The sequence below is a fragment of the Mediannikoviicoccus vaginalis genome, assembly GCF_928097925.1.
Classification (GTDB): domain Bacteria; phylum Bacillota; class Clostridia; order Tissierellales; family Peptoniphilaceae; genus Mediannikoviicoccus; species Mediannikoviicoccus vaginalis.
On sequence record NZ_CAKMRI010000001.1, the window covers coordinates 335,247 to 360,849 of the forward strand.

Annotated in this window: 25 protein-coding genes; 20 read left to right on the forward strand and 5 right to left on the reverse strand. The window is 30.4% G+C overall.

Features of this window, described 5'->3' with window-relative positions:
- Positions 1-12: 12 nt before the first annotated feature.
- From infB to L6651_RS01760, 19 genes are all read left to right on the forward strand, one after another.
- Positions 13-2,244, forward strand: a complete 2,232-nt coding sequence (gene infB / locus L6651_RS01670) for a translation initiation factor IF-2 (RefSeq protein ID WP_237036326.1) — start codon at positions 13-15, stop codon at positions 2,242-2,244.
- 8 nt (positions 2,245-2,252) lie between these two features.
- Positions 2,253-2,618 (forward strand): 30S ribosome-binding factor RbfA, encoded by a 366-nt coding sequence (rbfA, locus tag L6651_RS01675; protein WP_237036327.1) that lies wholly within the window; start codon positions 2,253-2,255, stop codon positions 2,616-2,618.
- Entirely contained in the window at positions 2,611-3,567 is a 957-nt protein-coding gene (locus tag L6651_RS01680) for a DHH family phosphoesterase (protein ID WP_237036328.1), read from the forward strand. Before rbfA ends, L6651_RS01680 begins: the two co-directional genes overlap by 8 nt.
- Positions 3,557-4,459 carry a tRNA pseudouridine(55) synthase TruB gene (truB, locus tag L6651_RS01685; RefSeq protein WP_237036329.1) on the forward strand — a complete coding sequence of 301 codons (903 nt, stop codon included), beginning with the start codon at positions 3,557-3,559 and terminating at the stop codon, positions 4,457-4,459. The genes L6651_RS01680 and truB overlap by 11 nt, the downstream gene beginning before the upstream one ends.
- A gap of 3 nt (positions 4,460-4,462) precedes the next feature.
- Positions 4,463-5,380, forward strand: a complete 918-nt coding sequence (locus L6651_RS01690; RefSeq protein ID WP_237036330.1) for a bifunctional riboflavin kinase/FAD synthetase — start codon at positions 4,463-4,465, stop codon at positions 5,378-5,380.
- Positions 5,381-5,490: 110 nt separating this feature from the next.
- A complete protein-coding gene (rpsO, locus tag L6651_RS01695) occupies positions 5,491-5,757 on the forward strand; it encodes a 30S ribosomal protein S15 (RefSeq protein ID WP_237036331.1) in 267 nt (88 codons plus the stop codon).
- 60 nt (positions 5,758-5,817) lie between these two features.
- A complete protein-coding gene (locus L6651_RS01700) occupies positions 5,818-7,914 on the forward strand; it encodes a polyribonucleotide nucleotidyltransferase (RefSeq protein WP_237036332.1) in 2,097 nt (698 codons plus the stop codon).
- Positions 7,915-7,974: 60 nt separating this feature from the next.
- On the forward strand, positions 7,975-8,406 hold the full coding sequence (gene dut / locus L6651_RS01705; RefSeq protein WP_237036333.1) for a dUTP diphosphatase: 432 nt from the start codon (positions 7,975-7,977) through the stop codon (positions 8,404-8,406).
- Positions 8,407-8,427: 21 nt separating this feature from the next.
- Positions 8,428-10,689, forward strand: coding sequence for a DNA translocase FtsK (locus L6651_RS01710; protein WP_237036334.1), 2,262 nt, complete (start codon positions 8,428-8,430; stop codon positions 10,687-10,689).
- Positions 10,689-11,228 (forward strand): CDP-diacylglycerol--glycerol-3-phosphate 3-phosphatidyltransferase, encoded by a 540-nt coding sequence (pgsA, locus tag L6651_RS01715; protein WP_237036335.1) that lies wholly within the window; start codon positions 10,689-10,691, stop codon positions 11,226-11,228. The genes L6651_RS01710 and pgsA overlap by 1 nt, the downstream gene beginning before the upstream one ends.
- A 20-nt stretch (positions 11,229-11,248) precedes the next feature.
- Positions 11,249-12,298, forward strand: a complete 1,050-nt coding sequence (gene recA / locus L6651_RS01720; RefSeq protein WP_305067693.1) for a recombinase RecA — start codon at positions 11,249-11,251, stop codon at positions 12,296-12,298.
- Positions 12,299-12,333: 35 nt separating this feature from the next.
- On the forward strand, positions 12,334-13,293 hold the full coding sequence (locus L6651_RS01725; protein ID WP_237036337.1) for a metallophosphoesterase family protein: 960 nt from the start codon (positions 12,334-12,336) through the stop codon (positions 13,291-13,293).
- A complete protein-coding gene (locus L6651_RS01730; protein WP_237036338.1) occupies positions 13,286-14,593 on the forward strand; it encodes an AAA family ATPase in 1,308 nt (435 codons plus the stop codon). The genes L6651_RS01725 and L6651_RS01730 overlap by 8 nt, the downstream gene beginning before the upstream one ends.
- A 2-nt stretch (positions 14,594-14,595) precedes the next feature.
- Entirely contained in the window at positions 14,596-14,841 is a 246-nt protein-coding gene (locus tag L6651_RS01735) for a hypothetical protein (RefSeq protein WP_237036339.1), read from the forward strand.
- Entirely contained in the window at positions 14,842-15,498 is a 657-nt protein-coding gene (locus L6651_RS01740) for an ATPase (protein WP_237036340.1), read from the forward strand.
- A gap of 122 nt (positions 15,499-15,620) precedes the next feature.
- Entirely contained in the window at positions 15,621-17,150 is a 1,530-nt protein-coding gene (gene rny / locus L6651_RS01745; RefSeq protein WP_255784926.1) for a ribonuclease Y, read from the forward strand.
- A gap of 64 nt (positions 17,151-17,214) precedes the next feature.
- Complete coding sequence (locus L6651_RS01750; protein ID WP_237036342.1) at positions 17,215-18,033, forward strand: PHP domain-containing protein; 819 nt, start codon at positions 17,215-17,217, stop codon at positions 18,031-18,033.
- Between the two features lie 7 nt (positions 18,034-18,040).
- On the forward strand, positions 18,041-19,234 hold the full coding sequence (locus tag L6651_RS01755) for a pyridoxal phosphate-dependent aminotransferase (protein ID WP_237036343.1): 1,194 nt from the start codon (positions 18,041-18,043) through the stop codon (positions 19,232-19,234).
- A gap of 236 nt (positions 19,235-19,470) precedes the next feature.
- Positions 19,471-20,424 carry a tyrosine recombinase XerC gene (locus L6651_RS01760; RefSeq protein ID WP_237036344.1) on the forward strand — a complete coding sequence of 318 codons (954 nt, stop codon included), beginning with the start codon at positions 19,471-19,473 and terminating at the stop codon, positions 20,422-20,424.
- A gap of 6 nt (positions 20,425-20,430) precedes the next feature.
- Here the strand turns inward: L6651_RS01760 and yneA are convergent, their stop codons facing one another.
- On the reverse strand, positions 20,431-20,724 hold the full coding sequence (gene yneA / locus L6651_RS01765) for a cell division suppressor protein YneA (RefSeq protein ID WP_237036345.1): 294 nt from the start codon (positions 20,722-20,724) through the stop codon (positions 20,431-20,433).
- Between the two features lie 149 nt (positions 20,725-20,873).
- Between yneA and lexA the strand changes: the two genes are divergently transcribed.
- Positions 20,874-21,494 carry a transcriptional repressor LexA gene (gene lexA, locus L6651_RS01770; RefSeq protein WP_237036346.1) on the forward strand — a complete coding sequence of 207 codons (621 nt, stop codon included), beginning with the start codon at positions 20,874-20,876 and terminating at the stop codon, positions 21,492-21,494.
- 14 nt (positions 21,495-21,508) lie between these two features.
- On the opposite strand, the gene L6651_RS01775 is transcribed toward lexA, so the two are convergent.
- The 4 genes from L6651_RS01775 to mutL are packed head-to-tail and all read right to left on the reverse strand — an operon-like array spanning position 21,509 to position 25,602.
- Positions 21,509-22,795 carry a methionine gamma-lyase family protein gene (locus L6651_RS01775; RefSeq protein ID WP_237036347.1) on the reverse strand — a complete coding sequence of 429 codons (1,287 nt, stop codon included), beginning with the start codon at positions 22,793-22,795 and terminating at the stop codon, positions 21,509-21,511.
- A complete protein-coding gene (gene miaA, locus L6651_RS01780) occupies positions 22,788-23,714 on the reverse strand; it encodes a tRNA (adenosine(37)-N6)-dimethylallyltransferase MiaA (RefSeq protein ID WP_237036348.1) in 927 nt (308 codons plus the stop codon). Before miaA ends, L6651_RS01775 begins: the two co-directional genes overlap by 8 nt.
- The gene (locus L6651_RS01785; protein WP_331473713.1) at positions 23,714-24,280 is read right to left on the reverse strand and encodes a DNA mismatch repair MutL family protein; all 567 of its coding nucleotides are present in this window, start codon (positions 24,278-24,280) and stop codon (positions 23,714-23,716) included. Before L6651_RS01785 ends, miaA begins: the two co-directional genes overlap by 1 nt.
- Positions 24,217-25,602: a DNA mismatch repair endonuclease MutL gene (gene mutL / locus L6651_RS01790; RefSeq protein ID WP_237036349.1), complete on the reverse strand. Its 1,386-nt coding sequence runs from the start codon at positions 25,600-25,602 to the stop codon at positions 24,217-24,219. The genes L6651_RS01785 and mutL overlap by 64 nt, the downstream gene beginning before the upstream one ends.
- Between the last annotated feature and the right edge of the window lies 1 nt (position 25,603).

Consider the following 25,603-nt stretch of genomic DNA (forward strand, 5'->3'; position numbering starts at 1 on the left):
GGAGTGCTGTATATGAAAAAAATAAGAATTTATGAACTTGCAAAGAATTTAGATGTACCAGCAAAAACTGTAATTCAGGAGCTGGATAAGATGGGGATAAAGGTTAAAAGTCACATGTCATCTGTTGATGCAGATTTTGAAAATAAACTAAATGATGTATTTAACCCTAATACTAGTAAAAATAAAACCAAAAAAGAGGGTAGTACAGAAAACAATAAACAAAAATATAATAACAAAAACAAAAATTTTAAAAAGAACTCACATAAAAAAGAAAATGATGACGAATCAGAGGTAGATAGTAAGGCTTTTAAACACGAAAATAGACAAAGAAATAAAAACCAAAACACTCCTAAGAAAAATAAAAGAAATAGAAAAAATTCTAAAAAAGTAGAAATAGATGAAGATCACTTTAAAAATTTACAAAAAACTACTCCTAGGTTAAAAAATAAATACAAGAAGAAGGAAGAAACTGAAAAAGTTGATCCGGATGCACCTATAGAAATACCAGGAAGTATTACTGTGGCTGATTTAGCAGAAGCTATAGATGTTACTCTTACAGATTTAATGGGTAAGCTTATTTCATATGGAATAATGGCTTCTCAAAATGAAGAATTAAGTTTTGAAAATGCACAAATTATTAGTTTAGAGTTTGGCAAAGAAGTTGTTCAAATGACAGAAGAAGATCTTGAAGAAGATATGATGGAAGAACTTGACTTTGAAGATAAAGAATCATCTTTGAAGAAAAGACCTCCAGTTGTTACTGTTATGGGACACGTAGACCATGGTAAGACTTCTCTTCTTGACAGCATTAGAAATACAGCTGTTACTAGAGGAGAGGCAGGTGGTATTACTCAACATATTGGTGCTTCTGTAGTAAATGTAAATAACGAAAAAATAGTATTTTTAGATACTCCTGGACACGAAGCCTTTACTGCAATGCGTTCTAGAGGAGCTCAAGTAACTGACCTAGCAATATTAGTTGTTGCTGCAGATGATGGAGTAATGCCTCAAACAATAGAAGCTATAAACCACGCAAAGGCAGCAGAAGTTCCCATAATTGTGGCAATTAATAAGATGGACAAGCCTGAAGCAAATGTAGAAAGAATAAAACAAGAACTTGCAGATAATGACTTAATGCCAGATGATTGGGGCGGAGACGCTATTTGTATGCCTGTTTCTGCAAAAACCGGAGAAGGAATAGATGATCTTCTAGAGATGATTCTTACTGTATCTGAAATGGAAGAGCTTAAAGCAAATCCTAATAGAAAAGCTATCGGAACTGTTATTGAAGCTCAACTTGATAAGGGAAGAGGACCTACAGCTACAGTATTAATTCAAAAAGGTACTTTGAAAACTGGAGATATTGTAGTATCAGGAACTACAAGTGGACGTATAAGGGCTATGTTTGATGACAAAGGAAAGAATATCAAAAAGGCAGGACCTTCTTTTCCAGCGCAAATATTAGGTCTATCAGATGTGCCAGAATCGGGAGATACACTATATGCAGTTAAAGACGAAAGAACTGCTAGAGGTTATGCTGATAAGGCTAAAGAAGTTCAAAAGGAAGATATGATTAAATCTTCATCCAATATAAATTTAGATGATTTATTTAATCAAATTTCAAGTGGAGACATTAAAGACCTTAACATTATAATTAAAACAGATGTTAGAGGTACAATAGATGCAGTTAAACAGTCATTTGAAAAACTTAGTAATGAAGAAGTTAAGGTAAATATCATCCATGGAGCTGTAGGTGGTGTTACAGACTCAGATGTTAACTTAGCAGCTGCTTCAAATGCACTTATTATCGGATTTAACGTAAGGCCTTCTCAATCTGCTATAGAGCTTGCAAATTATGAGAATGTAGAAATCAGAACCTATAGAGTTATATATGAAGCTATAGAAGACTTAAAGAACGCAATAAAAGGTATGCTTGCACCAAAACTTGTTGAAGAAGTAACAGGAAGGGCAGAAATAAGAGCGGTATTTAAAGTTCCAAATGTAGGTTCGGTTGCTGGTATCTATGTTACAAGTGGTAAAATATTAAGAAATGCTTCAGTAAGACTAATAAGAGATGATATTGTTATACATGAAGGGGAAATTTCATCGTTAAAGAGATTTAAAGATGATACTAAAGAGCTTGCTACAGGCTATGAAGGTGGTCTTGGAATCGAAAATTACAACGATATTAAGGAAGGCGACGTAATAGAATCATTTGTTATGAAAGAAGTTGCTCCAAAGTAGGTGATATTATGAATGAAAAAAGAGTTAAGAGAATTTCTTCAGAAATAAACAAAATTGTTTCGAATCTAGTATATACAGATTTAAAAAATCCTCACATTGATCCTCTATACACAGGAATAACAGGTGTAGAGGTAACAAATGACCTTAGTTTTGCTTACATCTATATATCAGTTATAGGTGATGATGTAAAAAAACAAGAGACATTAAAAGGATTTGAAGAATCAAAGGGATATATTAGAAAAGAAATTAGTAGGAATGTAGATCTTAGACATACTCCATCTTTAATTTTTAAATTAGATGAATCAACTGAAAGAGGTATGCATATAGAGAAAATCATTGATGATTTGAACTCTGAAGGAAATGGTAATGAATAAAATACAAGAATTAAAGGAGATAATTGCAGATAATGAGAGATTTGCAATTATCTCTCATTTAAGTCCAGACGGGGATAACCTCGGATCGATAATAGCCATGACAAATTATCTAAGTGACTTAGGTAAATTGGTTTATCCTATTGAACTTGATAATATTCCTAATAAATTTAAATTTATCACAGATTCAATAAAATTTTACGATAACAGTAATTTTGAAGTTGATGTATTAATTACCTTAGATTGTGCTGATAGGAAACGTCTTGGGAACATAGATAATCTATTTGATAATTCTACGAAAATCATAAAGATAGACCATCATAACTCCGGGGATGACTATGCCGACTTAAGCATTGTGGATAGTGATATATCTTCTACCTGTGAACTTTTATCAGAGATTTTTTTAGAACTTGATGCTAACTTCACAACAGATATTTCCACTGCCTTATTAATGGGTGTTTTAACGGATACTGGCAGATTTTTATTTGATTCAGCTGATTCAAGAACTTTTGAAATAGCTTCCATATTATGTTCTAATGGGGCAAAAAAAGATCTTTTAATGGATAAAATATTTCAATCAGAAAGTCTTAGTGCTAAAAGAGCTCAACTTGAGATTTTAAAAGATGCTTCCTTTTACTATGATTCAAAATTAGTTATATTAGAACAGAGTTTAAATTTACTAAAGAAGTATGGCGTAGCTGATACGGATGTTGAAAATGTAATAAATTATTTTAGAGAAAGTTCAGAAGTTTGTGCCGTTGCGTTAATTAAAGAGCTGTCTAAAGACAATTATAAAATAAGTTTAAGAAGTAAAGGTAATATCAATGTGTGTGAGATTGCTAAAAAACATGGTGGCGGAGGACATATAAATGCTTCTGGATTAAAGATAGAAGCTCCTTATAAAGAAGTTAAAAGCAAAATTATAGAAGGATTTGATATTCTTGACAAATAAAAATAATATTGACGGAGTTATAAATGTATATAAAGAAATAGGATACACTTCTCATGATGTTGTTGCAATACTTCGCAAAACCCTAGAAATAAAAAAAATTGGTCATACTGGAACGCTTGACCCAAATGTGTCAGGAGTGCTTCCTATTTGTGTTGGAAATTCTACAAAAATATCTTCCTATCTAATGAATCATGAAAAATCTTATCTTGGTGAGCTTACTTTTGGATATGAAACGGATACTGAAGATATTTGGGGAAGTATCACAGAAACTTGCGATTATACTCCGTCTGTTGATGAGCTTGAAAAGGCAATATCTAGAATAAATGGCAAAGAAATTCTTCAAACTCCACCAATGTACTCTGCAATTAAAGTAGGCGGAAAAAAACTCTATGAACTTGCAAGAGAAGGAAAAGAAATTGAAAGAAAAAAAAGAAACGCCCATATTTACTCCATAGAACTTATAAGATATATTAATGGGAAAGCTCATATTAAGGTTACATGCTCCAAGGGGACCTATATAAGGACGTTATTTAAAGATATAGCTAGAGAGTGTAATTCTCTAGGCACTATGACCTCTCTTATAAGGCTATCTTCTGGTGGATTTAATATTAAGGATTCAATAACCTTGGACGAAATAAGTGAGTTGAGTAGACAAAGAAACTTTGATTTCTTTGTTAGTGCAGACAAAGCTCTTGAAGATATGGAAAGAGTGAATATTCCTGATTTTCTCTTTGATAAGGTAATCAATGGAGTGGCGATAAAAACAAATCTATTAGGTTTAAAATTACAGGAAGACAAAGAATATTTAGTATATTGCAGGGAAGAATTTATTGGTATTTATTACCACTTAGATAATTTATTAAAAGTAAAAAGTTATTTGTATAAGAGGTAATCTATGATTATAGATTTAGACAAAAAAATTAATGGAATAGATAAAGACAATTGTATTGTTCTTGGAAATTTTGATGGATTTCATATTGGCCATCAAGAGTTGATAAAAAAATTGTTGGAAGTTTCAGAAAGTAAAAAGTTAAATCCGTCCATATTATTATTTAAAGAACATACCAAAAGCGCTTTAGATAAAGATGAATTTAAATATTTAACTAAACTAGATGACAAAATAGATATATGTAAACAATTTGGACTCGACAATATCTTTATCATAAATTTTGATAATATAAAATCATTAACTCCAATAGAATTTTTAAATTTTTTAAAGGATAAATTAAATGTTAAGGGCATTATTGTTGGGGATGATTATACATTTGGCGAATTTGCTAAAGGCGATATTCAATTTATGAAAGAATATTGTTATAAGAACAAAATTTTATTTAACACCATCACTCAAGTTAAGTTAGAAGGAAATATTATAAAAAGCACAAATATACGTAGTTTAATTGAAGATGGTAAAGTTGAAGAGGCTGCTATTTTTTTAGGCAGACCATACAAGATTAATGGAATTGTTAATCACGGTTTTAAAAGAGGGCGTAAATTAGGATTTCCAACTGCTAATATATCAATAGAGAGGGGATATATTTTACCTAAGGAAGGTGTATATCTTACAAAGACAATTACTGACGATAAAAAGGAGTATAACAGTTTATCCTTTGTAGGAAAGAATATAACTTTTAATGAAGAAGAGTTGAAGATTGAAACTTATATTCTAGATTTTTCTGGTGATTTATATGGCAAAGAAATCTATATTGAATTTATGAATTTCATTAGAAGCAATAAAAAATTTGATGATCCAAAGGATTTGGTAAATCAAATTAACATGGATATTGAAAAATCCAGAAAACTATTGAAAAATTAATTTACAACAAAGATTTATTATGTTACAATCATATAGTAATACCTTTACGTTGATATTCGATTCCTCAACGATTTCAATAGTAATGGTGAATTAAATTTTAGGAGGACATTATGTTTAGTAAAGAAGAAAAAAAATCAATAATTGAAGAGTACAAATTAAGTGAATTAGATACAGGTTCACCAGAGGTTCAAATTGCGCTATTATCAAAAAGAATAGCTGATTTAACAGAACATTTAAAACTTCACCCAAAGGATCATCATTCAAGAAGAGGTCTTTTTAAAATGATAGGTAAGAGAAGAGGTCTTCTAAACTATCTTAAGAATAAAGACATTGAAAGATACCGTGAACTTGTTAAAAAATTAAACATCAGAGGATAATATAATAAGAGCGGTATAATACGCTCTTATTTTTGAATTAAGAATTTCTAAGGAGAAAGTATGATAAAGGAATTTAAATACAAAATTGCCGACAAAGAACTCACAGTTACCACAGGCAAAGTTGCAAAGCAAGCTAATGGAGCATGTCTTGTACAATCTGGTGAAACTGTAATTTTGGTTACGGCTGTTGCTTCAAAAGAGCCTAGAGAAGGAATAGATTTCTTTCCGTTAAGCTGTGATTTTGAAGAAAAATTATATTCAGTAGGTAAAATACCTGGTGGATTTATAAAAAGAGAAGGTAAAGCTACTGAAAGAGCTACACTTATTTCAAGATTAATTGATAGGCCTTTAAGGCCTCTATTCCCAGAAGGATATAGAAATGACGTTCAAATAATTGCAACTTCATTATCCGTAGATCCTGACCATAGCCCAGATATACTTGCTATGATTGGATCTTCAATAGCACTTTCCATTTCTGATATACCTTTTAATGGACCAACAGGAGCAGTTGGAGTAGGAATGATAGATGGAGAAGTTATTATAAACCCAACTGTTGAGCAAAAGGAAAAATCAGACTTAGAATTGACTGTTGCAGGTACTGATGAAGCTATTATGATGGTGGAAGCTGGCTGCAACAAACTAAAAGAAAAAGATGTATTGAATGCAATTCTTAAAGCACATGAAGAAATAAAAGGAATTTGTAAATTCATAAAAGAAATTCAAGATGAAATAGGTAAAGAAAAATCTGAATTTACTGTTGAATTACCTGATGAAGATTTAGTTGAAAAAGTTAAAGCTTTTTCCGAATCTAGAATAGTGGACGCTTTAAGAGATGAGGATAAAGTTTCAAGAGAAAATAACATTGATGAAATAATTAAAGAAACTAAAGAACATTTTGAAAAAGAATATCCTGAATCTGGCAAGATGATTTCAAGTATACTTGAAGAAATTCAAGTTAAAGAAGTTAGAAGACTTATAATCGAAGATAAGATAAGACCGGATAATAGAAGAACAGATGAGATTAGACATTTGTCATGTGAAAGGGGACTTCTACCAAGAGCACATGGATCAGGATTGTTTACTAGAGGACAAACTCAAGTTCTTTCTGTAGTTACACTAGGTTCACCTAGTGATGTTCAAGTGTTAGATGGGCTTATTGAAGAAGAAGATAAAAGATACATGCATCAATACAACTTCCCTCCTTACTCTGTAGGAGACACTAGACCTCTTAGGGGACCTGGTAGAAGAGAAATTGGTCATGGAGCCCTTGCAGAAAGAGCGTTAGTTCCAGTTCTTCCATCAGCAGAGGAGTTTCCATACACAATAAGAGTTGTTTCTGAAGTTTTAGAATCAAATGGTTCAAGTTCTCAAGCTTCAGTTTGTGGTTCAACATTAGCATTACTTGATGCAGGTGTTCCTATAAAAGACTCTGTGGCAGGAATTGCAATGGGCCTTATGAGTGACGGCAATAATACTACAATCTTAACAGACATTCAAGGGCTAGAAGACCACTTTGGAGACATGGACTTTAAGGTTGCTGGAACAAGAGACGGAATTACCGCATTACAAATGGATATAAAAATTGATGGTATTTCTGAAGAGATATTAACTAATGCTCTTGAACAAGCAAAAACTGCAAGACTTCAAATTCTTGATACAATGGATGAACTTATTTCAAAACCTGAAGCAGACATTTCAAAATATGCACCAAGATTAATGTCAATTAAGATTGATCCTGATAAGGTGAGAGAAGTAATTGGACCTGGTGGAAAGACTATTAATAAAATAATTGATGAAACTGGGGTTACAATAGATACTCAAGACGACGGAACTATAACAATAACATCAGATACAACTGAAAATGGTAAAAAGGCTATTAAGATGATTGAAGATATAGTTGCCGAAGTTGAAGTTGGCAAGTCTTATCTAGGAAAAGTTATGAGAATTACAAACTTTGGTGCTTTCATCGACATCTTAAATGGTAAAGAAGGACTACTTCATATATCAAAAATTGCACATGAAAGAGTTAATAAAGTAGAAGACGTTTTAAATGTTGGAGATGAAGTACTAGTTAAAGTTACAGAAATAGACAATATGGGACGTATCAATCTTTCGAGAAAAGCATTACTACCAAAACCAGAAGAAAAAAATAAATAAAATATTAATTCTAACCAAATAAAACATAGATATTCTATGTTTTATTTTTTAGGAGGTAAAATGATAGTAAAAGTTATAAACAAAAGTAACAATCCCCTTCCAAAATATGCAACAGAAGGTTCTGCGGGGCTTGATGTTCATGCTTTTTTGGAAGAACCTGTTATTATAAAACCTTTAGAGAGAAAAATAATACCTACGGGATTGTATTTAGAAATACCTAATGGCTATGAAATCCAAGTTAGGGCAAGAAGTGGTATGTCTATTAAACATGGAATTACACTTGTAAATGGAGTAGGTACCATTGACTCTGATTATCGTGGAGAACTGGGAATACCAGTTATAAATCTATCCAATGAAGAGTATGAAATAAAGAGCGGAGATAAAGTTGCTCAAATTATTTTAGCTAAATATGAGCATTTAGAATTTAAATTAGAAGAAAATCTAGAAGAGACAGATAGAAGTGATGGAGGATTTGGTCATACAGGCTATTAATTCCATTTATTGGAGGCAGTTTTGGGAAGAAAAACAAATACTAAAAATATTTCACTCAAAAATTTAAAACTAAAAAACTTTCTAAGTTTCATTTCCGTTTTACTTGTAATTTCATTTATATGTATTGTTGGAAAGAACACTGGAGTTTTTGGAAGAAAGATAAAAGAATTTTATTTTAATATGTTTGGAGTTGGTTCTTTTATAATAGTGCCAGCTGTTCTATCACATATTCTTCTTGGCGTTTTTAATAAAACAAATAAAAAAATTCATATTTCCTATGCTCTTTTATATTTATTATTTATTTTAGGTCTTATTATACTGGATCTAAACACAAATATAGGAGATACACTAGCTATTAGAAAAGAAAATTCGCTAATATTAGCAAATCACTTTCAAGGCGCTGGTCTTTTAGGTTCATCCATTTGTCACTTTCTATTAACTTCCATTGGAAAAGTGGGCATTTATATCTCAACTATAATTGCAGTATTCTTTTCAGGAATTTATATTTTGGATGTAGATATTAAATCATTAAGAGATGATGTTACTACATTTTTTAAGAAATTAGGAGAGATAATAGTTGTATTCTTTAACAAGGTTAAGGAACTTTTTAATAATATGTCAAATAAAGGACATATCCCTTCAAAAGAACATAAGCTAAAAGTAAATGATAATATAAAGAATCATCCAATTAAAGATGTAACACATAAGAAAGATGTTGATAGAGAGTCTATAACTTTTAATACTTATGAAGACACAGGTACAAAAGAAAAAAATTCGAAAACTCATGAAGTTGAAGAATTTGAAGATTTCTCAGAACAATTAGAGATAGAAGAAAATATATTATCTAAGACTAAAGTTAATAGCGTTTATAAATTTCCGCCTATTGAACTTTTAAAAGATCCTATAAAAACATCCGGTGATTCAAAACAAATTTTATTAGAAAAGGCAAGAAAAATAGAGGAGACTTTATCAAGTTTTGGCATTGAATGTAGAGTTGTTTCAATTAACAAGGGTCCAACTGTTACGAGTTTTGAACTTGAACCTCCTTTAGGTGTAAAGGTGAGTAAGATTGTAAATCTTTCGGATGATTTGGCACTCGCGTTAGCTTCTCCAGACATAAGAATAGAAGCACCAATACCTGGAAAATCCCTGGTGGGTATTGAAGTTCCAAATTCTAATAAAGAGATGGTATTTTTCAAAGAGATTATAGATTCTGAAGAGTTTACAAATCTTTCTAGCCCACTTCCACTAGGACTTGGAAAAGATATTCAGGGAAATACCATAGTATCGTCCATAGAAAAAATGCCTCACTTACTAATTGCAGGAGCTACAGGATCTGGTAAGTCAGTATGTATAAATTCAATTATTTTAAGCATACTATTTAAATCGAACCCAGATGATGTTAAGATGATACTAGTGGATCCAAAAGTTGTGGAATTAGGAATATATAATGATATACCGCATCTGGCAATACCAGTTGTAACAAATCCTAAAAAGGCAAGTTTTGCACTGAATTGGGCAATTAGTGAAATGGAGAGAAGATACAAAATTTTCTCAAACAATTATGTAAAGGACATAAAAGCATATAATGCAAAGAGCGCTGAAGAAGATCTAGAAAAACTACCATATATTGTAATTATTATAGATGAGTTATCGGATCTTATGATGGTAGCAGCAGGCGAGGTTGAAGATGCAATAACAAGACTTGCTCAAATGGCGAGAGCTTGTGGAATTCATTTGATTATTGCCACACAAAGACCTTCAGTTGACGTTATAACAGGAACTATTAAGGCAAATATTCCTTCTAGAATTTCCTTTGCCGTATCTTCTCAAATAGATTCTAGAACAATTCTAGATATGTCTGGAGCAGAAAAACTTTTAGGTAGGGGAGATATGTTATTCTTACCGTCAGGACAATCAAAGCCAATAAGAATACAGGGAGCTTTTATTTCTGATAAGGAAGTTGAGAATATAGTATCCTACTTAAAGAATAAAAACGAATCTGACTACGATAAAGATATAATTGAAAATATCGAAAAGACAACAGAAAAGGCAAATAGGCAATCTGGCACGGATGAACTTTTTAATGAAGCCGTTAAGATTGTCATAGAAGAAGACTCTGCATCCATTTCAATGTTGCAACGTAGAATGAAGATTGGCTATGCAAGAGCTGGAAGAATTATAGATGAAATGGCAGAAATGGGTATAATATCAGGGTATGAAGGTAGTAAGCCTAGAAGAGTATTAGTAGATAAAAATTATTTAGAGGAACTTGATGTATAATGAATATAGCAAATAAATTAACAACTTTAAGATTATTTTTGATACCTGTGTTTGTAGCAGCAGTTATGCAATTTTCAATAAAGAGTCCAATACCGGGAATTATATTTTTAGTTGCCGCAATTACAGATTTTTTTGATGGGCACTTAGCAAGAAGTAGAAATTTAGTTACAACATTTGGTAAGTTTATAGACCCTCTTGCTGATAAGATGTTAGTTGCAGCCGCTTTAATAATGTTTATAGAGCAAGGTATATTTCCTGCGTGGACAGTTGTAATAGTTATAGCAAGAGAATTTTTAATAACTGGATTTAGAATAATTGCAGCTTCTGAAGGAGTAACAATTGCAGCTAGCAAGTGGGGAAAGTCAAAAACAGTAACACAATTTGTGGCAATTGTAATGGTACTTTTTATGTCAAAACTAACATTTATTCCATTTACAGTAACAAGTGTTATCTACTATATTTCAGTAGCGCTAACTGTTATTTCAGGAATGGATTATATTATTAAGAATAAAGAAGTATTGGATTTAGAAAATATTTAAGGAGAGTAAGAGCTATGAATATTTCAAGTGATAAGAACAAAAACGAATCGATACAAAACGCTTTTAAGCATATTGAAAAGCAATATGGTAAAGGTGCGGTTATGATTTTAGGTGAAGCACCTAAACAACAAATAGACTCTATTTCTACAGGTGCAATTAACTTAGATATAGCACTTGGTATTGGTGGTATACCTAGAGGAAGGATCATTGAAATTTATGGACCCGAATCTTCAGGTAAGACTACTCTTGCCCTTCACATTATAGCAGAGGCACAAAAAAAAGGTGGCATTGCTGCATTTGTTGATGCAGAGCATGCCCTTGATCCTATCTATGCTAGAAATTTAGGTGTAAATATAGATCAACTTATTGTATCTCAACCAGATACAGGAGAACAAGGACTAGAAATTGCAGAATCACTAGTTAGAAGTAGTGCCATTGATGTCGTAGTTGTAGACTCTGTAGCAGCCTTGGTACCAAGAGCAGAGATAGATGGAGATATGGGTGCTACACATGTTGGTCTTCAAGCAAGGCTTATGTCTCAAGCACTAAGAAAACTAGCTGGAGCTATTTCAAAAAGTAATACATCTGTAATATTTATTAATCAGCTTAGAGAAAAGGTTGGAGTTATGTTTGGAAACCCAGAAACTACAACAGGTGGTAGAGCTCTTAAATTCTACTCTTCAGTAAGAATGGAAGTTAGAAGGGGAGAGGCTATTAAACAAGGTGAAGATATTATTGGAAATAGAACAAGAGTAAAGGTAGTAAAAAATAAAGTAGCACCACCTTTCAAACAAGTTGAATTTGATATTATGTATGGACAAGGAATTTCAAAGTTAGGAACAATTCTCGACATGGCTTCCGATGTTGATATAATAAAAAAAGCTGGAGCATGGTATTCTTACGGAGATGAAAGACTCGGCCAAGGTAGAGAAAATGCTAAAGATTATTTAGAACAAAATCCAGATTTACTCAACGAAATAGCTGAAAAGGTATATAGCCATTTCAATATAGCTGGTCATGAAGTTGAAGAAGCTACACTGGATTTTAGTACAGATATAGAAAATGATTAAGCCTCCTGAAAAGGAGGTTTTCTTATAGGTGAAATATGAAATTTTTATTTTTTACAGACACTCATATTAGAGCTTCAAATCCATCATCTAGAAAAGATGACTATATAGAATCTTTAAAGCTTAAATTTGAAGAAGTTGGTGAAATTGCAAAAGAAAATAATGTAGACTATATTCTACATGGCGGAGATCTATTTGATAGGCCAGATGTCCCAGTAAGAATAGTTGGCGCTTTTGCAAATATTTTAAATTCTTATAACAAACCAATCTATATTATTTCAGGTAATCATGATATATATGGACATAATCCCAAAACAGTTGAAAGGTCTATGTTAGGACTTTTAAATCAAATTAATTTTGTAAAATTAATTAATTTTCAAGAACCAATTGTACTCACAAAGGATAATTTAAAAGTACAGATTTCAGGTGTTCCATATATTTACGATATAGAATCCAACTATAAGGATTATTATTTTCCAACAAGACTGGAAGGCGTAGATTATCATATAGTCATGATTCACAGTTTTTTAATAGATAAACCATTTATCGACTCTATTAGTCATACCTTAATTGACGAAATAAAGGACGTAGATGCGGATATAGTTCTAGCAGGACATTATCACACAGGTTTTGGTGTAAAGCGATTTAATGACAGATATTTTGTCAATCCAGGATCTTTAGCAAGAACATATAACTCAACTGCAGAAATTAATAGAATTCCAGCTGTTACTATTATTGAACTTTCAAAAGAAGAATTAAGAATAGATGAGATAAAATTAAAATCTGCAAAAAAGGGCGAAGACGTATTTAATAAAAGTGAAGATAGATATAAAATAAAAAATGAACAGATTGAAAACTTTAAGCAACTCATCAGAACAAGTGGAAACTTGGAAAACTATAATACACTTGAAATTTTAAAAGAAATTTCAAAGGATAAGAACTTTCCTAAACGTATAGTAGATGAAGCTATTAGAAGGCTGGGAGAAGTAAATGAATAACGATATTAAGATAGAATACATTGAAATAGAAAACTTCCAATCACATTCACATACAAAACTTGAATTTGATGAAGGTGTAAATGTCATAATAGGACCTTCAGATAGTGGCAAAACAGCAGTTATTAGAGCTATGAAGTGGATCTTCTTTAATGAGCCATCTGGTACGGATATTATAAAAAAAGGAGAAACTGCGGCTAAAGTTACCTTGAAACTTAACACTGGATTTAAGATTATTAGAGGAAGAGACAAAAGTAAAAACTATTATGAGCTAGTAACTGAGGACGGCGAAGTTCAAAGATTTGAAGGTTTTGGATTAAATGTGCCACAAGAGGTAATAGATATAACAGAAATGAATAAAATTGATCTTGGAAATATTAAGATGTCACTAAATATTTCAGAGCAATTGGAAAGTCCTTTTCTAATTACAGATAGCCCTTCAATTAAAGCAAATGCCCTTGGGAAATTAGCTGGTGTTGACATTATAGATAAGGCATTAGGAAATTTATCCAAAGATATCTACGAGATAAATAACGATAGAAAGTCAATTGAAAAGGAAAGAAAAAACCAAGAAAGTTTTTTAGAAAGTTTTAGGTATTTGGATGAAGAAAAGACTAAAATAGAAAGACTTGAAAATATTTTTCATCAAGTTGATGAATATAAATCTAAACTCAGTATTTTAACAAACTTAGAGAAAAAACATACAAACAATTTAGAAAAAACAAATGAAACAAAAGAATATTTAAAAAAGTTTAAAAATTTGGATGAACTTTCTATTTTATATGAAAAGCTTATTTTAAAAGAAAATAATCTTAAAATTTATTTGAATTTAAATAATAGGTTAGTATACACCGATTCGAAAATTAAAGAATTAAATTTATTTTTAAAAAAAGTTGACACTGATAAAGTTTATAATATTTATTCTAAGAGTTTTGAAATATATAAAAATCTAGAAAAGTACAATTTAGCTTACAAGAATTATACTAATATTACCAAACAGATAGGCCAGTTGGAAAATATTTTAAAAAAATATCCCGATACAGAACAATTAGATAAATTAGTATTAGAGCTTTCAGATTTAAATATAAAAAAAGAAAAAATGGAAAGTTTAAAAGTTAAGTATGATCACATAAATCAAAGGTTAAACGAAGGAAATAAGTATATTACTAAGTTAATTTCTAACTATAGAGCAGCTGTTAATACTTATATAGAACTTTTAAAAGAAAGCGGAACATGTCCTATATGCTATAACAAAATAGATGATAAACATATAGAGAGTATACTTAAAGAATTAGAGGTTTAAAAATGGAACAAAATACAGATTATAATGCTAAATTAAATGAATTGAAGAACAAATTAGATGTTGCAAAAGCGAATAAAACTAAAGCAGAAGGTATGCTTGAAACTTTGAACAATAATAAAGAAGAAATTATTGTTTCCATCAGAGAAATGGGAATTGAGCCTGAAGATCTTGAAAATGAAATATTGAACTTACAAACACAAATAGATAGTTTACTATTTGAAGCTGAAAAGTTATTAGCAGAGGAATAAATGTTAGAATTTAATTATGATAATCTTAAAAATACATTCATAGATAAAAAAAACAAATATTATCAAGCTCTTGGAGAAAAGAAATCTATTGAAAATAATTTAGAAAGATTAAAAGATAATCTTAAAAAATTAAATGAAGAATCAGAAGACCTGATACTTGTGGATACACTTTTAAAAGAAACTGCAGATTTTTCACGTCTACAATCATCGAAAGAGATAGAAGCAATCGTAACCACATGTTTAGATTTAGTATTTAATTCAAAAATGGAGTTTAAAATTGAGTTAAGTCAACTTAGAGGAAAAAATTCTGCGGAGTTTTTTATAATTGAAATGGATGAAGATAAAAAATATACTTACAAAATAGAGGATACAAGAGGTGGGGGAGTGATAGATATACTTTCACTTGCACTTAGAATTGCATTTATATTAAAAATTCATCCTTCAATAGAGGGCCCAATTGTCCTTGATGAACCTGCAAAACATGTTAGTGATGACTATGTCTTCAATATAGCAGATTTTATTAAAAAGATATCTGAGGAATTTGGAAAGCAAATAATTATAATTTCTCATAACGAACATCTTGCCTCTATAGGAGATAAAAGTTATAAAATACACAAAGAAAACCTAAGTTCTATAGTAGATGAACTTCAAATGTAACAACTTGACTTTTAGTCGTGAAAACCTTATAATTTATTTATATGTGTGATTATTAAATGTAATTATTCATATAAGAATCTTGAAAATTTAATAGAGGGGGCTTGTCAATGGACAATAATATTATTACTATAATTGCAAGTTTGATAACCCTTGTAATCGGCTTGGCAGTCGGTTTTTTAATCAGGAAAAACATCGCTGAAAAACAAATTGGTTCAGCAGAGGCTCATGCAGCTCAAATTATTAATGATGCTGGAAGAGAAGCTGAAACAACTAAAAAAGCGATGCTTTTGGAAGCTAAAGATGAGATATTTAAATTAAGAACCGATCAGGAAAATGAAAATCGAGAAAGAAGATTGGAAATTCAAAAATCTGAAAAAAGAATTCTTCAAAAAGAAGAAAACTTAGAAAAAAAGAGTGAAAAGTTAGACTCAAAAATTCAAAAACTTGACTCAGATTTAAAAGATGTTGAAGAAAAGAATAAAGAAGTACAACAACTTTTAGAAAAGCAAAATACTGAATTAGAGAGAATAGCTGGTCTTACTGAAGAAGAAGCTAAAGAAATTCTTCTTTCAGATTTGAAAGAAAAAGTAACACATGAACAAGCAATGATTATTAAGGAATTGGAAGCAGAAACGAGAGATAAGGCTGATGATATCGCTAGAGATTTAGTAACAGCATCTATACAAAGATATGCAGCAGACTTTGTAGCGGAATCTACAGTTTCGGTTGTTTCACTGCCTAATGATGAAATGAAGGGTAGGATTATTGGTAGAGAAGGTAGAAATATAAAGGCCTTCGAAACTCTTACAGGTGTTGATTTGATTATTGATGATACTCCTGAAGCAGTTGTATTATCCGCTTTTAATCCAGTTAGACGTGAAGTGGCTAGAATAACATTAGAAAAGCTAATAATGGACGGTAGAATTCATCCTACAAGGATTGAAGATCTTTTTGAGAAATCAACTCAAGAAGTTGAACAAGCTATTAAGAAACACGGTGAAGAAGCATGTTACGAAGTTGGACTTCATGGAATTCATCCAGAGCTAGTAAAACTTTTAGGTAAGTTGAATTACAGAACAAGTTATGGACAAAATGTACTTAAACACTCTGTAGAAGTTGCTCAAATAGCAGGAATGTTAGCACAGGAAGTTGGAGCAGATGTAAGACTTGCTAAAAGAGGTGGCCTAATGCATGACTTAGGAAAAGCAATAGATCATGAAATTGAAGGACCACATGTTCAACTAGGCGTTCAAGCGGCAAAAAGATACAAAGAAAGAGCTGAAGTTATTAACTGTATAGAATCGCATCATGGTGATGTGGAACCAACTTGTATTGAAGCTGTTTTAGTACAAGCAGCAGATGCTATTTCTGCAGCTAGACCTGGAGCTAGAAGAGAGGCTCTTGAATCTTATATTCAAAGACTTGAAAATCTAGAAGCAATAGCAAATTCTTTTGAAAGTGTTGAAAGTTCTTTTGCTATTCAAGCTGGAAGAGAGCTTAGAATTATGGTAAAACCAGAAAAGATTTCAGAAGACGAGATGATTTTACTTGCAAGGGACGTAGCTTCAAGAATAGAAAGCGAGCTAGAATATCCTGGACAAATAAAAGTAAATGTTGTTAGAGAAATCAGAGCAATAGATTACGCAAAATAATATAATAAACAAATTCTACTTCTGTAGGATTTGTTTTTTTATGGTAATATTAATTGGAGGAACTATGTTTGATTTACATATTCACAGTACTTATTCCGATGGAAAACTAGATCCAGAAAGTATAATAATTAACTTAAAAGAACAAAAAATTCAAGGATTTTCTATAACTGATCACGACTGTATAGCTGGTCTAGAAGAAGCAGCAACCATTTCAAAGATGTGTAATATTAAATTTATACCTGGCATTGAATTTGGTGTGTCTTATAATGGTAGAGAAATACATATTTTAGGATATTTTATAGACTATAAGAACGAAAAGTTGAATGATTTTGTAATTAAATTACAAGAGAATAGAAAAGTGCGAATTAGTAATACTTTAATAAGATTAAATGAACTTGGTGTTAAAATTAACGAAAGTAGTTTAAATATATATAAAGGTAGCGATTTTATTTCAAGATCACATATAGCAATGTACTTGGTTGATAATAATTATGTTAAAAGCATTAATGAAGCTTTTGAAAAATATCTTGGTGAAAGTGGATCTGCATATATTGAAAAAAACGAAGTGGAACTTAAAGATGTTTTAGATATTATAAAAATTTCATCAGGCGTATCAATACTTGCTCATCCATTTAAAATGAAGGAAAAGGAAATTATAGATATTATAAATTCAGGAATTGATGGAATTGAAGTTATTAATTCCAAACATAGTAGAGATACAATAATTAACTTAATGAAAATAGTAGATAAATATAATTTAATTCCAACTGCAGGTAGTGATTGTCACGGAAGATTATATGATGAAAATTATTTAATGGGAAAGTTCTTAAGTCCAAACTCATCAATAAAAAGGCTTGAGAGTCTACACAATTTAAGAAAGTAGGTATAAAATGTATAACATTAAAGCAGCAGAAGTAAAGCCATCTATTACTTTAGAACTATCAGCCAAGGCTAAAAAGTTAAAGTCAGATGGAAAGCAAATAATAAATTTAACAGTTGGAGAACCTAATTTTAATACTCCTGATTATATTGTAAAAGGTGCTTTAGAGGGAATTGAAAAAGGATTTACAAAATACACACAAACTTCTGGAATTATAGAATTAAAGGAAGAAATTGTTAAAAAGTTAAAGAGCTTTAATAATATTAAATATAATAGCTCCAATATTTTAGTATCAACAGGAGCTAAACAATGCCTGTTCAACGCTATATTTTCAATTATAAATGATGGAGATGAAGTTATTATACCAAGTCCTTACTGGGTTAGTTATACTGAAATGGTAAGACTTTCAGGTGGAAAATCAGTTATTGTTGATACATCAAAGGAAAATGAATTTAAGATAGATGTTAAATCTCTTGATGAAAAATTAACAAACAAAACGAAGATATTAATTTTAAATAATCCAAATAATCCTACTGGTTCAGTTTATAATGAGTCTGAACTTAAGGAAATTGGAAATTGGGCTGTAAAAAATAATGTAATTATAATTGCAGATGAAATATATGAAAGACTTACTTATGATACCAAACATGTTAGTATTGCATCATTAAGTGAAGAAATTAAAAATAATACCATAACAATTAGTGGATTTTCAAAAACATATTCAATGACTGGCTGGAGACTTGGTTATTGCGCTGCACATGAAGATATTATAAAGATAATGAATGCGGTCCAAAGTCATACTACAGCATGTGCAAACTCTATTGCACAATACGCTGGATACGTAGCACTTAGAGACGAATCAAAATATAATGGCATAACAAATATGATTGATGAATTTAATAACCGCCGTAAAAAAGCTATTGATTATATTTCAAAAAATTCAAATCTTACTATTAACTCACCAAAGGGAGCTTTTTATATCTTTATCGATATCGAATCTCTAATAGGTAAATCCTTTAATGGAAAAATTTTAAACAGTTCAATAGATATTTCTGAAGTATTACTTGATGAATTTAATATTGCAGTTGTTCCAGGAATAGGTTTTGGAAATGATGATTATATAAGAATTTCATATGCAGCAGATGAAGAACTAATTATTGAAGGCATTAAAAGGATTATAGAATTAGAAAAATTAGCAAAATAGTCTTAATAGTGGTACTTTCCTTTTAAATCCGTTTTTGATATGTTGATGAGTAATTAGTCACAAAATTATTTTAAAGGCCTTAGAACGCAAAATAAGGCCTTGTTTTTATGTTTATACCTATGATTTGAATATAAAGCTTCTTTACATATTCTGATTTATGCTGTATAATAAATTTAATGAACTTTGTCACAAAACTATTATTTTGCGACAAAATAAAAAAATTAAAAAGGTGACTTATGAAAGACTACCCTCTTATACTAATAGACTTTTTAGACTATATAGAAACAATTAAAGGACATTCCCCCTCCACAACTAAGGAGTATGGATATAGTATTTCTTGTTTCTTAAAGTACATTATATATCGATTCAATATGGAAAAATATAAAAAAGAAGAAATTGTTGGAATTAATATAAAAGATTTTCCTGAAGATTATTTGGATAAAATTGAGCTAGCGGATTTACATTCATATCTTGCTTACACAGATAGATATAAAAATCACTCCACTACTACTAGAGCAAGAACTGCTTCTAGCCTTAGAACTTTTTTCGACTATTTATATAAAATTCGAAAGATGATTTCAAACGATCCTGCTCATAATTTGGAAACTCCAAAAATAGAAAAGAAAAATCCCATTTATTTAACTTTAGATGAAGCAAAGAGATTAATAAACGCTGTAAAAATTGTTGAAGATGAATTTGTACAAAAACGAGATCTTGCAATAATACTCTTATTTTTAAACTGTGGTCTTAGACTTAATGAACTTACAAATATAAAGATTTCTGATTTTAAAGAAGACACAATAAATGTAACTGGAAAAGGAAATAAAGAAAGGACTATCTATTTAAATAATGTATGTAACAAAGCAATAGATGACTATTTAAAAATTAGACCTGATATAGAAGACCCTTACCTCTTTATCAGTAATAGAAACTCTAAAATAAGCAATCGTACAGTACAAAGAAGAGTTGATTTCTATTTAGAAGAAGCTGGATTAGATACAAATGTATTTTCCGTCCATAAATTGAGACATACTGCAGCTACTTTGATGTATAAGTATGGAGATGTGGACATATTGCTTTTAAAGGAGATTTTAGGCCACGAAAATGTATCTACAACTCAAATATACACTCATGTAGATAATGAAGGGCTTAGAGATGCAATTTCTAAAAATCCATTAAATGAATTATAGCGATCCCTATTTAGGTATCGCTATAATTTGTCCAGGATATATTTTAGAATCCTTTAAGTTATTTATTTCTATTATTTCATCTACAAAATTTCTTATATCTCCTTTATAATCCGATTCTTTTGCTATATCCCAAACTGTTTCATTGCTTCTAACTGTATATGACATATACTCAATCTTTGATTCATGCCCTTTTGACAATGTATAATTAAATGCAAGTGCTACTATTGTAATTAGTGTCAATATAATAATACTCATGCTTACATAAAATCTAAATTTATTTACTATTCTATACTTTTTCATAACGTCCTCCGTTCATATGTTCGTTAAATATATGATATCGAACATTTGAACGATTGTCAATACTTTTCGAACAAATTTTCGCAATTTAGAACTTATGTTTGTTTACTAAACATCTATATGCTATAATTTACTTAAATGAGGTGTTAATAATGTATGAAGATTTAAATAAAAAAGAAATGATACTTCTCGAATTTTTAAAGAATTTCATAAATGAAAATGGATATCCCCCATCATACCGAGAAATTATTGAAGATATAAAGATTATAAAATCAACGTCTACTATCAATTCATATTTAATACAGCTTGAGAAAAAGGGTTATATTAGAAGGGATCCTACTAAGAATAGAGCTCTTGAAATAATTGATATGGATGATTATATGACTGTTGGCAAAAAAGAAACATATGATATACCTATAGTGGGTATGGTCACAGCTGGCCAACCAATTCTTGCAATGGAAAATATTGAAGATACCTTTCCCCTACCTATTGAGTTTTCTCAAAAAGGTGAGTTATTTATACTAAATGTATCTGGAGAATCAATGATAGAAGCAGGAATTTTGGATGGAGATAAAATAATAGTAAGAAAACAAAATGTTGCAGAGAATGGAGATATAGTTGTAGCTCTTATAGAAGACTCAGCCACAGTCAAAACTTATTACAGACATAGTGATCATATTGAACTTAGGCCTGAAAACTCAAGCATGTATCCAATAATAACAAAGCAAGTTGAAATTTTGGGAAAAGTAATAGGATTGTTTAGAGAAATATAGATGGACTAATCCATCTATATTTTTATTTTGTTCATTTCTACAAATTTTTGTAAGACTTTCATCAAAGCCAACTTGCATTGATAGAAGTTAAGTCCACCTTGATAGTAAGCTACAAAAGGCTCCCTAAGAGGACCATCTGCAGATATTTCTATGGAAGAACCGTCTATAAAAGATCCTGAAGCCATTATAACCTTGTCAGTATATCCTGGCATATCCCAAGGATAAGGGGTTACAAAAGAATCTACTGCAGAAGCTTCTTGAATGCTTCTACAAAATTCAACTACTAATTCTTCATCTTCAAATTGAATTGCCTCAATTATATCGTATCTAGTTGAATTAGAGTTTGGAAAAGTTTTAAAACCTAAACTTTCAAAAGTAGATGCAAATAACAAAGCTCCTCTAAGTGCTTCCATTGTAACTTTAGGAGCAAAATACAGTCCTTGTAGTGTTGTTCTTGTAGTACCAAATGTCAAACCAGTTTCTTTCCCGAGGCCTGGAGATGTGAGTCTTATAGCAATTCTTTCAATTAATTTATGTGTACCTACAATATAACCACCACTTAGAGCTATTCCCCCACCTGGATTTTTTATAAGAGAACCAACCGTTAAGTCAGCCCCCAATTCTGAAGGTTCTTGTACTCTTGTAAACTCTCCATAGCAGTTATCTAGCATAACTATAATGTTTTTGTCTAGAGATTTAACAAAACTTATAGCCTTTTCTATCTGCTCCAAACTAAGTGCATCTCTTAGACTATAGCCTGTAGATCTTTGTATCATTACTAGTCTTGGTTTATTTTTTATAATCTTATCTTTCACAGTGAATAAATCTATATTACCATCTTCAAGTAAATCTACTTTGTCATATTTAACGCCAAGTTCTATAAGTGTACCTGTGTTCTCACCCTCAATACCAATAACTTGTCTTAATGTATCATATGGATCACCATTAATGGAAAGTATCGAGTCCCCTGGTAATAAACTCCCCTGTAAAGCCAATGCTAATGCATGAGTTCCAGAAGCAATATTTGGTCTAACCAATGCATCCTCAGCTTTAAATACTTTCTTGTATATATCTTCTACTTTATCTCTTCCAGGGTCTCCATATCCATAACCTGTGGTCCAGTTAAAGTCAGAAGATGAAAGTTTACTTTCCTGCATAGCGTTTAATATTTTTAAAAGATTGTATTCTTCTATTTCTTTTAGTTTATTAAATCTTTCCTGTAATCCTTCTTCAATATTGCAAACATAATAATATGTTTTTTCATCTATTCCATATACATCTTTGTAAAATTCTTTATTCATCTATATCCCTCAAAATATACTCGGCTATCTTTTCAAAATCGTAGCCATATTTCTCTATGTCAATCCAATTTATCCTATTATCTCTTCTGAACCATGTGTATTGCCTTTTTGCAAGTCTTCTAGAGTTTCTTTTAAGAAGTCTTAACATTTCATCATAATCGGTTTTATTTTCTAAATAATCTACAACCTCTTTGTATCCGATTCCCTTGAATGAAATAGAATTTTTATCATATTTTGAAATTAATGACTCTACTTCTTTTAAAAGACCTTCATCAATCATTTCGTCAACCCTATGGTTTATTCTTTCATAAAGCTTTGATCTTTCTTCTTCCAAACAATAGATATGAAAGTTATAATCTTTATTCTCTTCTCTAAAATTATCATTTTTTTCAGAGTATTTAAGGCCCGTCGTATGATTATACTCAATAGCCCTAATAATTCTTTTAATATTATTTCCATGTATTGTCTGAAGTGAGTTAGGATCCTTTGATTTGAGTAAATCTAAAAGAGCTTGAGATCCTTTCTCTTCATATATTCTCCAAAGTTTATTTCTATATTCTTCATTTGGCTCTTCATTACCAAATTCAAGTTTGTAAACTAAGGAGTTTATATATAGTCCTGTACCTCCAACAACAATAGGAGTTTGTCCTTTTAATAATAAATTGTCAATTATTTGAAAAGCATCTTCTTGAAAGTTTGATACATTGTACTCTTCATCAGGATTTACAACGTCAATTAAATAGTGCTTTATATCGTCTTGAATTTCTCTACTTACTTTTGCAGTTCCTATGTCCATTCCTCTGTATATTTGCATAGAATCTGCTGAAATTATTTTACTTTTGAGTTTATTTGCCAAGATTAATGATAGCTTGGTCTTCCCTACTCCCGTTGGACCAACAATTAAAATTACGTCTTTCATTATTTGACCCTCAAAAATAGTTTTTCAAGTTCATTTTTACTAACTTCTATTATAGTTGGTCGTCCATGTGGACAAGTTAGAGGATTTTCGCATTGTAAAAGTTGTTGTAAAAGTCCTTCAAGTTCCAAGTTCGACATAAAGTCTCCTGATTTAACAGATGCTTTACAAGACATAGAAATTATCTTATTAATAATTTCTGAATCATCAAAGCTGTTAATATCATCATTTAACCTATCCAATATATTTGTAAAAAGATCTCCTGTTTTTGGAATTTCTAAAATTTCAGGAAGTCCTCTTATTATAAGTGTATCGTTGCTAAATGCATCAACTTCAAAACCTAAATCATAGAACATATTAGAGAATTTCTTATATAAATCAATTTCTTCACTTGTAACAGTAATTAAAATTGGACTTATGAGTTGTTGACTAGCAACTTCTTTTTTCTCATATAAATTTAGAAATTTTTCAAAATTTATTCTTTCATGTGCAGCATGTTGATCCATTAGTATAATCTTATCTTCTGTAAGAGATTGAAAAATATTATAGGTTTTGAAAATAGTCCCAATATATTGATATTTTTTTTTTCTTTACTTGATTCACTAAAATAACTTATATTGTCAATTTCAATATCTTCTTCATCTTCAATTTCATTTTTAGTAAAATCATCAGAAGGCATATATTTCTCTTCTATGACAACGTCATATTTAGCATCCAGGTCTGAAATGGTAGAATCTTCTTCATTGTTAGAACAATTTTCAAAGTTTGTAATACTATGGATACCATTAAAGTTTAAACCTTTTTCTTCATCTGAATCAGAATATCTATTTAGTAAATCTTTAAGGTCATTATTATAAAGCTTTGGAACTTCTTCGTCCTTATCCTGTACAGATAAGTTTAATAGATTCTTGCTTTCATTTAAAATTCTAGGCAATTCTTTATTAATCGAATTTTTAATATCATCTAAAATAACAATAGAAACTTTTTCTTTATTTGGATGAATATTTACATCAATAAGATTTGGTTTTATATCAAAAAATAATTGAAAAGCTGGAAATCTTCCATTAGGTATTAATGAACCATAGGCTTTTTCTATTGCATTTGAAATATCTGAGTTTTTTACGTATCTTCCATTGATATAAATATATTCCATGGACCTATTGGAACGGTAATATCTATTATTTGATATATAGCCCTTGATGCTAAAATCCTTTTTATCAATATCAACTTCTAAAAGCTCTTTTGTAAATTCAAATCCAAAAAGCTCTGATAGATTGGATTTTAAACCTTGACCCTTAATAGTTCTAAAAATTTCTTTATCATCCTTTACATAAGTAAATCCAATATCATTATTACCTATAGCAAGTCGATACATAATTGAAGTTATAGCATTGGATTCTGATATTGTTGAACTTAAAAACCTCTTTCGAACAGGTATGTTGTAAAACAAATCTTCAACAATTATAGAAGTACCATTATTTTTTGCAATATCACTATGTGAAACCAGTTGTGATGACTCAAATATAAAAGAAGATCCTATATCGTCATCTTTAGTTTTTGTTTCTATAGTGGTTTTGGAAATGGAAGTTATACTTGCTAGAGCTTCACCTCTAAAACCAAGAGAAGATATATTATAAAGATCGTTAAAGTTATCAAGTTTTGAAGTAGCATGTCTTTTTACTGCAACTTCTACTTCTGACTTTGAAATTCCGCATCCATTATCTGTAACTTTTATATAATTCAATCCACCTTCAGAAATTTCAACTTTAATTTCAGTGGCCTTTGCATCTATTGAGTTTTCAACAAGTTCTTTAACTACAGAAAAAGGTCTTTCAATAACTTCTCCTGCAGCAATCTTTTGAATTGTGTCTTTTGAAAGTATTTTTATCATA

Coding starts and splice junctions, on each gene's coding strand:
- infB (WP_237036326.1), top strand. CDS start 13: ATGAAAAAAATAAGAATTTATGAACTTGCAAAGAATTTAGATGTACCA.
- rbfA (WP_237036327.1), top strand. CDS start 2,253: ATGAATGAAAAAAGAGTTAAGAGAATTTCTTCAGAAATAAACAAAATT.
- L6651_RS01680 (WP_237036328.1), top strand. CDS start 2,611: ATGAATAAAATACAAGAATTAAAGGAGATAATTGCAGATAATGAGAGA.
- L6651_RS01690 (WP_237036330.1), top strand. CDS start 4,463: ATGATTATAGATTTAGACAAAAAAATTAATGGAATAGATAAAGACAAT.
- rpsO (WP_237036331.1), top strand. CDS start 5,491: ATGTTTAGTAAAGAAGAAAAAAAATCAATAATTGAAGAGTACAAATTA.
- L6651_RS01700 (WP_237036332.1), top strand. CDS start 5,818: ATGATAAAGGAATTTAAATACAAAATTGCCGACAAAGAACTCACAGTT.
- dut (WP_237036333.1), top strand. CDS start 7,975: ATGATAGTAAAAGTTATAAACAAAAGTAACAATCCCCTTCCAAAATAT.
- pgsA (WP_237036335.1), top strand. CDS start 10,689: ATGAATATAGCAAATAAATTAACAACTTTAAGATTATTTTTGATACCT.
- L6651_RS01725 (WP_237036337.1), top strand. CDS start 12,334: ATGAAATTTTTATTTTTTACAGACACTCATATTAGAGCTTCAAATCCA.
- L6651_RS01730 (WP_237036338.1), top strand. CDS start 13,286: ATGAATAACGATATTAAGATAGAATACATTGAAATAGAAAACTTCCAA.
- L6651_RS01735 (WP_237036339.1), top strand. CDS start 14,596: ATGGAACAAAATACAGATTATAATGCTAAATTAAATGAATTGAAGAAC.
- L6651_RS01740 (WP_237036340.1), top strand. CDS start 14,842: ATGTTAGAATTTAATTATGATAATCTTAAAAATACATTCATAGATAAA.
- L6651_RS01750 (WP_237036342.1), top strand. CDS start 17,215: ATGTTTGATTTACATATTCACAGTACTTATTCCGATGGAAAACTAGAT.
- L6651_RS01755 (WP_237036343.1), top strand. CDS start 18,041: ATGTATAACATTAAAGCAGCAGAAGTAAAGCCATCTATTACTTTAGAA.
- L6651_RS01760 (WP_237036344.1), top strand. CDS start 19,471: ATGAAAGACTACCCTCTTATACTAATAGACTTTTTAGACTATATAGAA.
- yneA (WP_237036345.1), bottom strand. CDS start 20,724: ATGAAAAAGTATAGAATAGTAAATAAATTTAGATTTTATGTAAGCATG.
- lexA (WP_237036346.1), top strand. CDS start 20,874: ATGTATGAAGATTTAAATAAAAAAGAAATGATACTTCTCGAATTTTTA.
- L6651_RS01775 (WP_237036347.1), bottom strand. CDS start 22,795: ATGAATAAAGAATTTTACAAAGATGTATATGGAATAGATGAAAAAACA.
- miaA (WP_237036348.1), bottom strand. CDS start 23,714: ATGAAAGACGTAATTTTAATTGTTGGTCCAACGGGAGTAGGGAAGACC.
- mutL (WP_237036349.1), bottom strand. CDS start 25,602: ATGATAAAAATACTTTCAAAAGACACAATTCAAAAGATTGCTGCAGGA.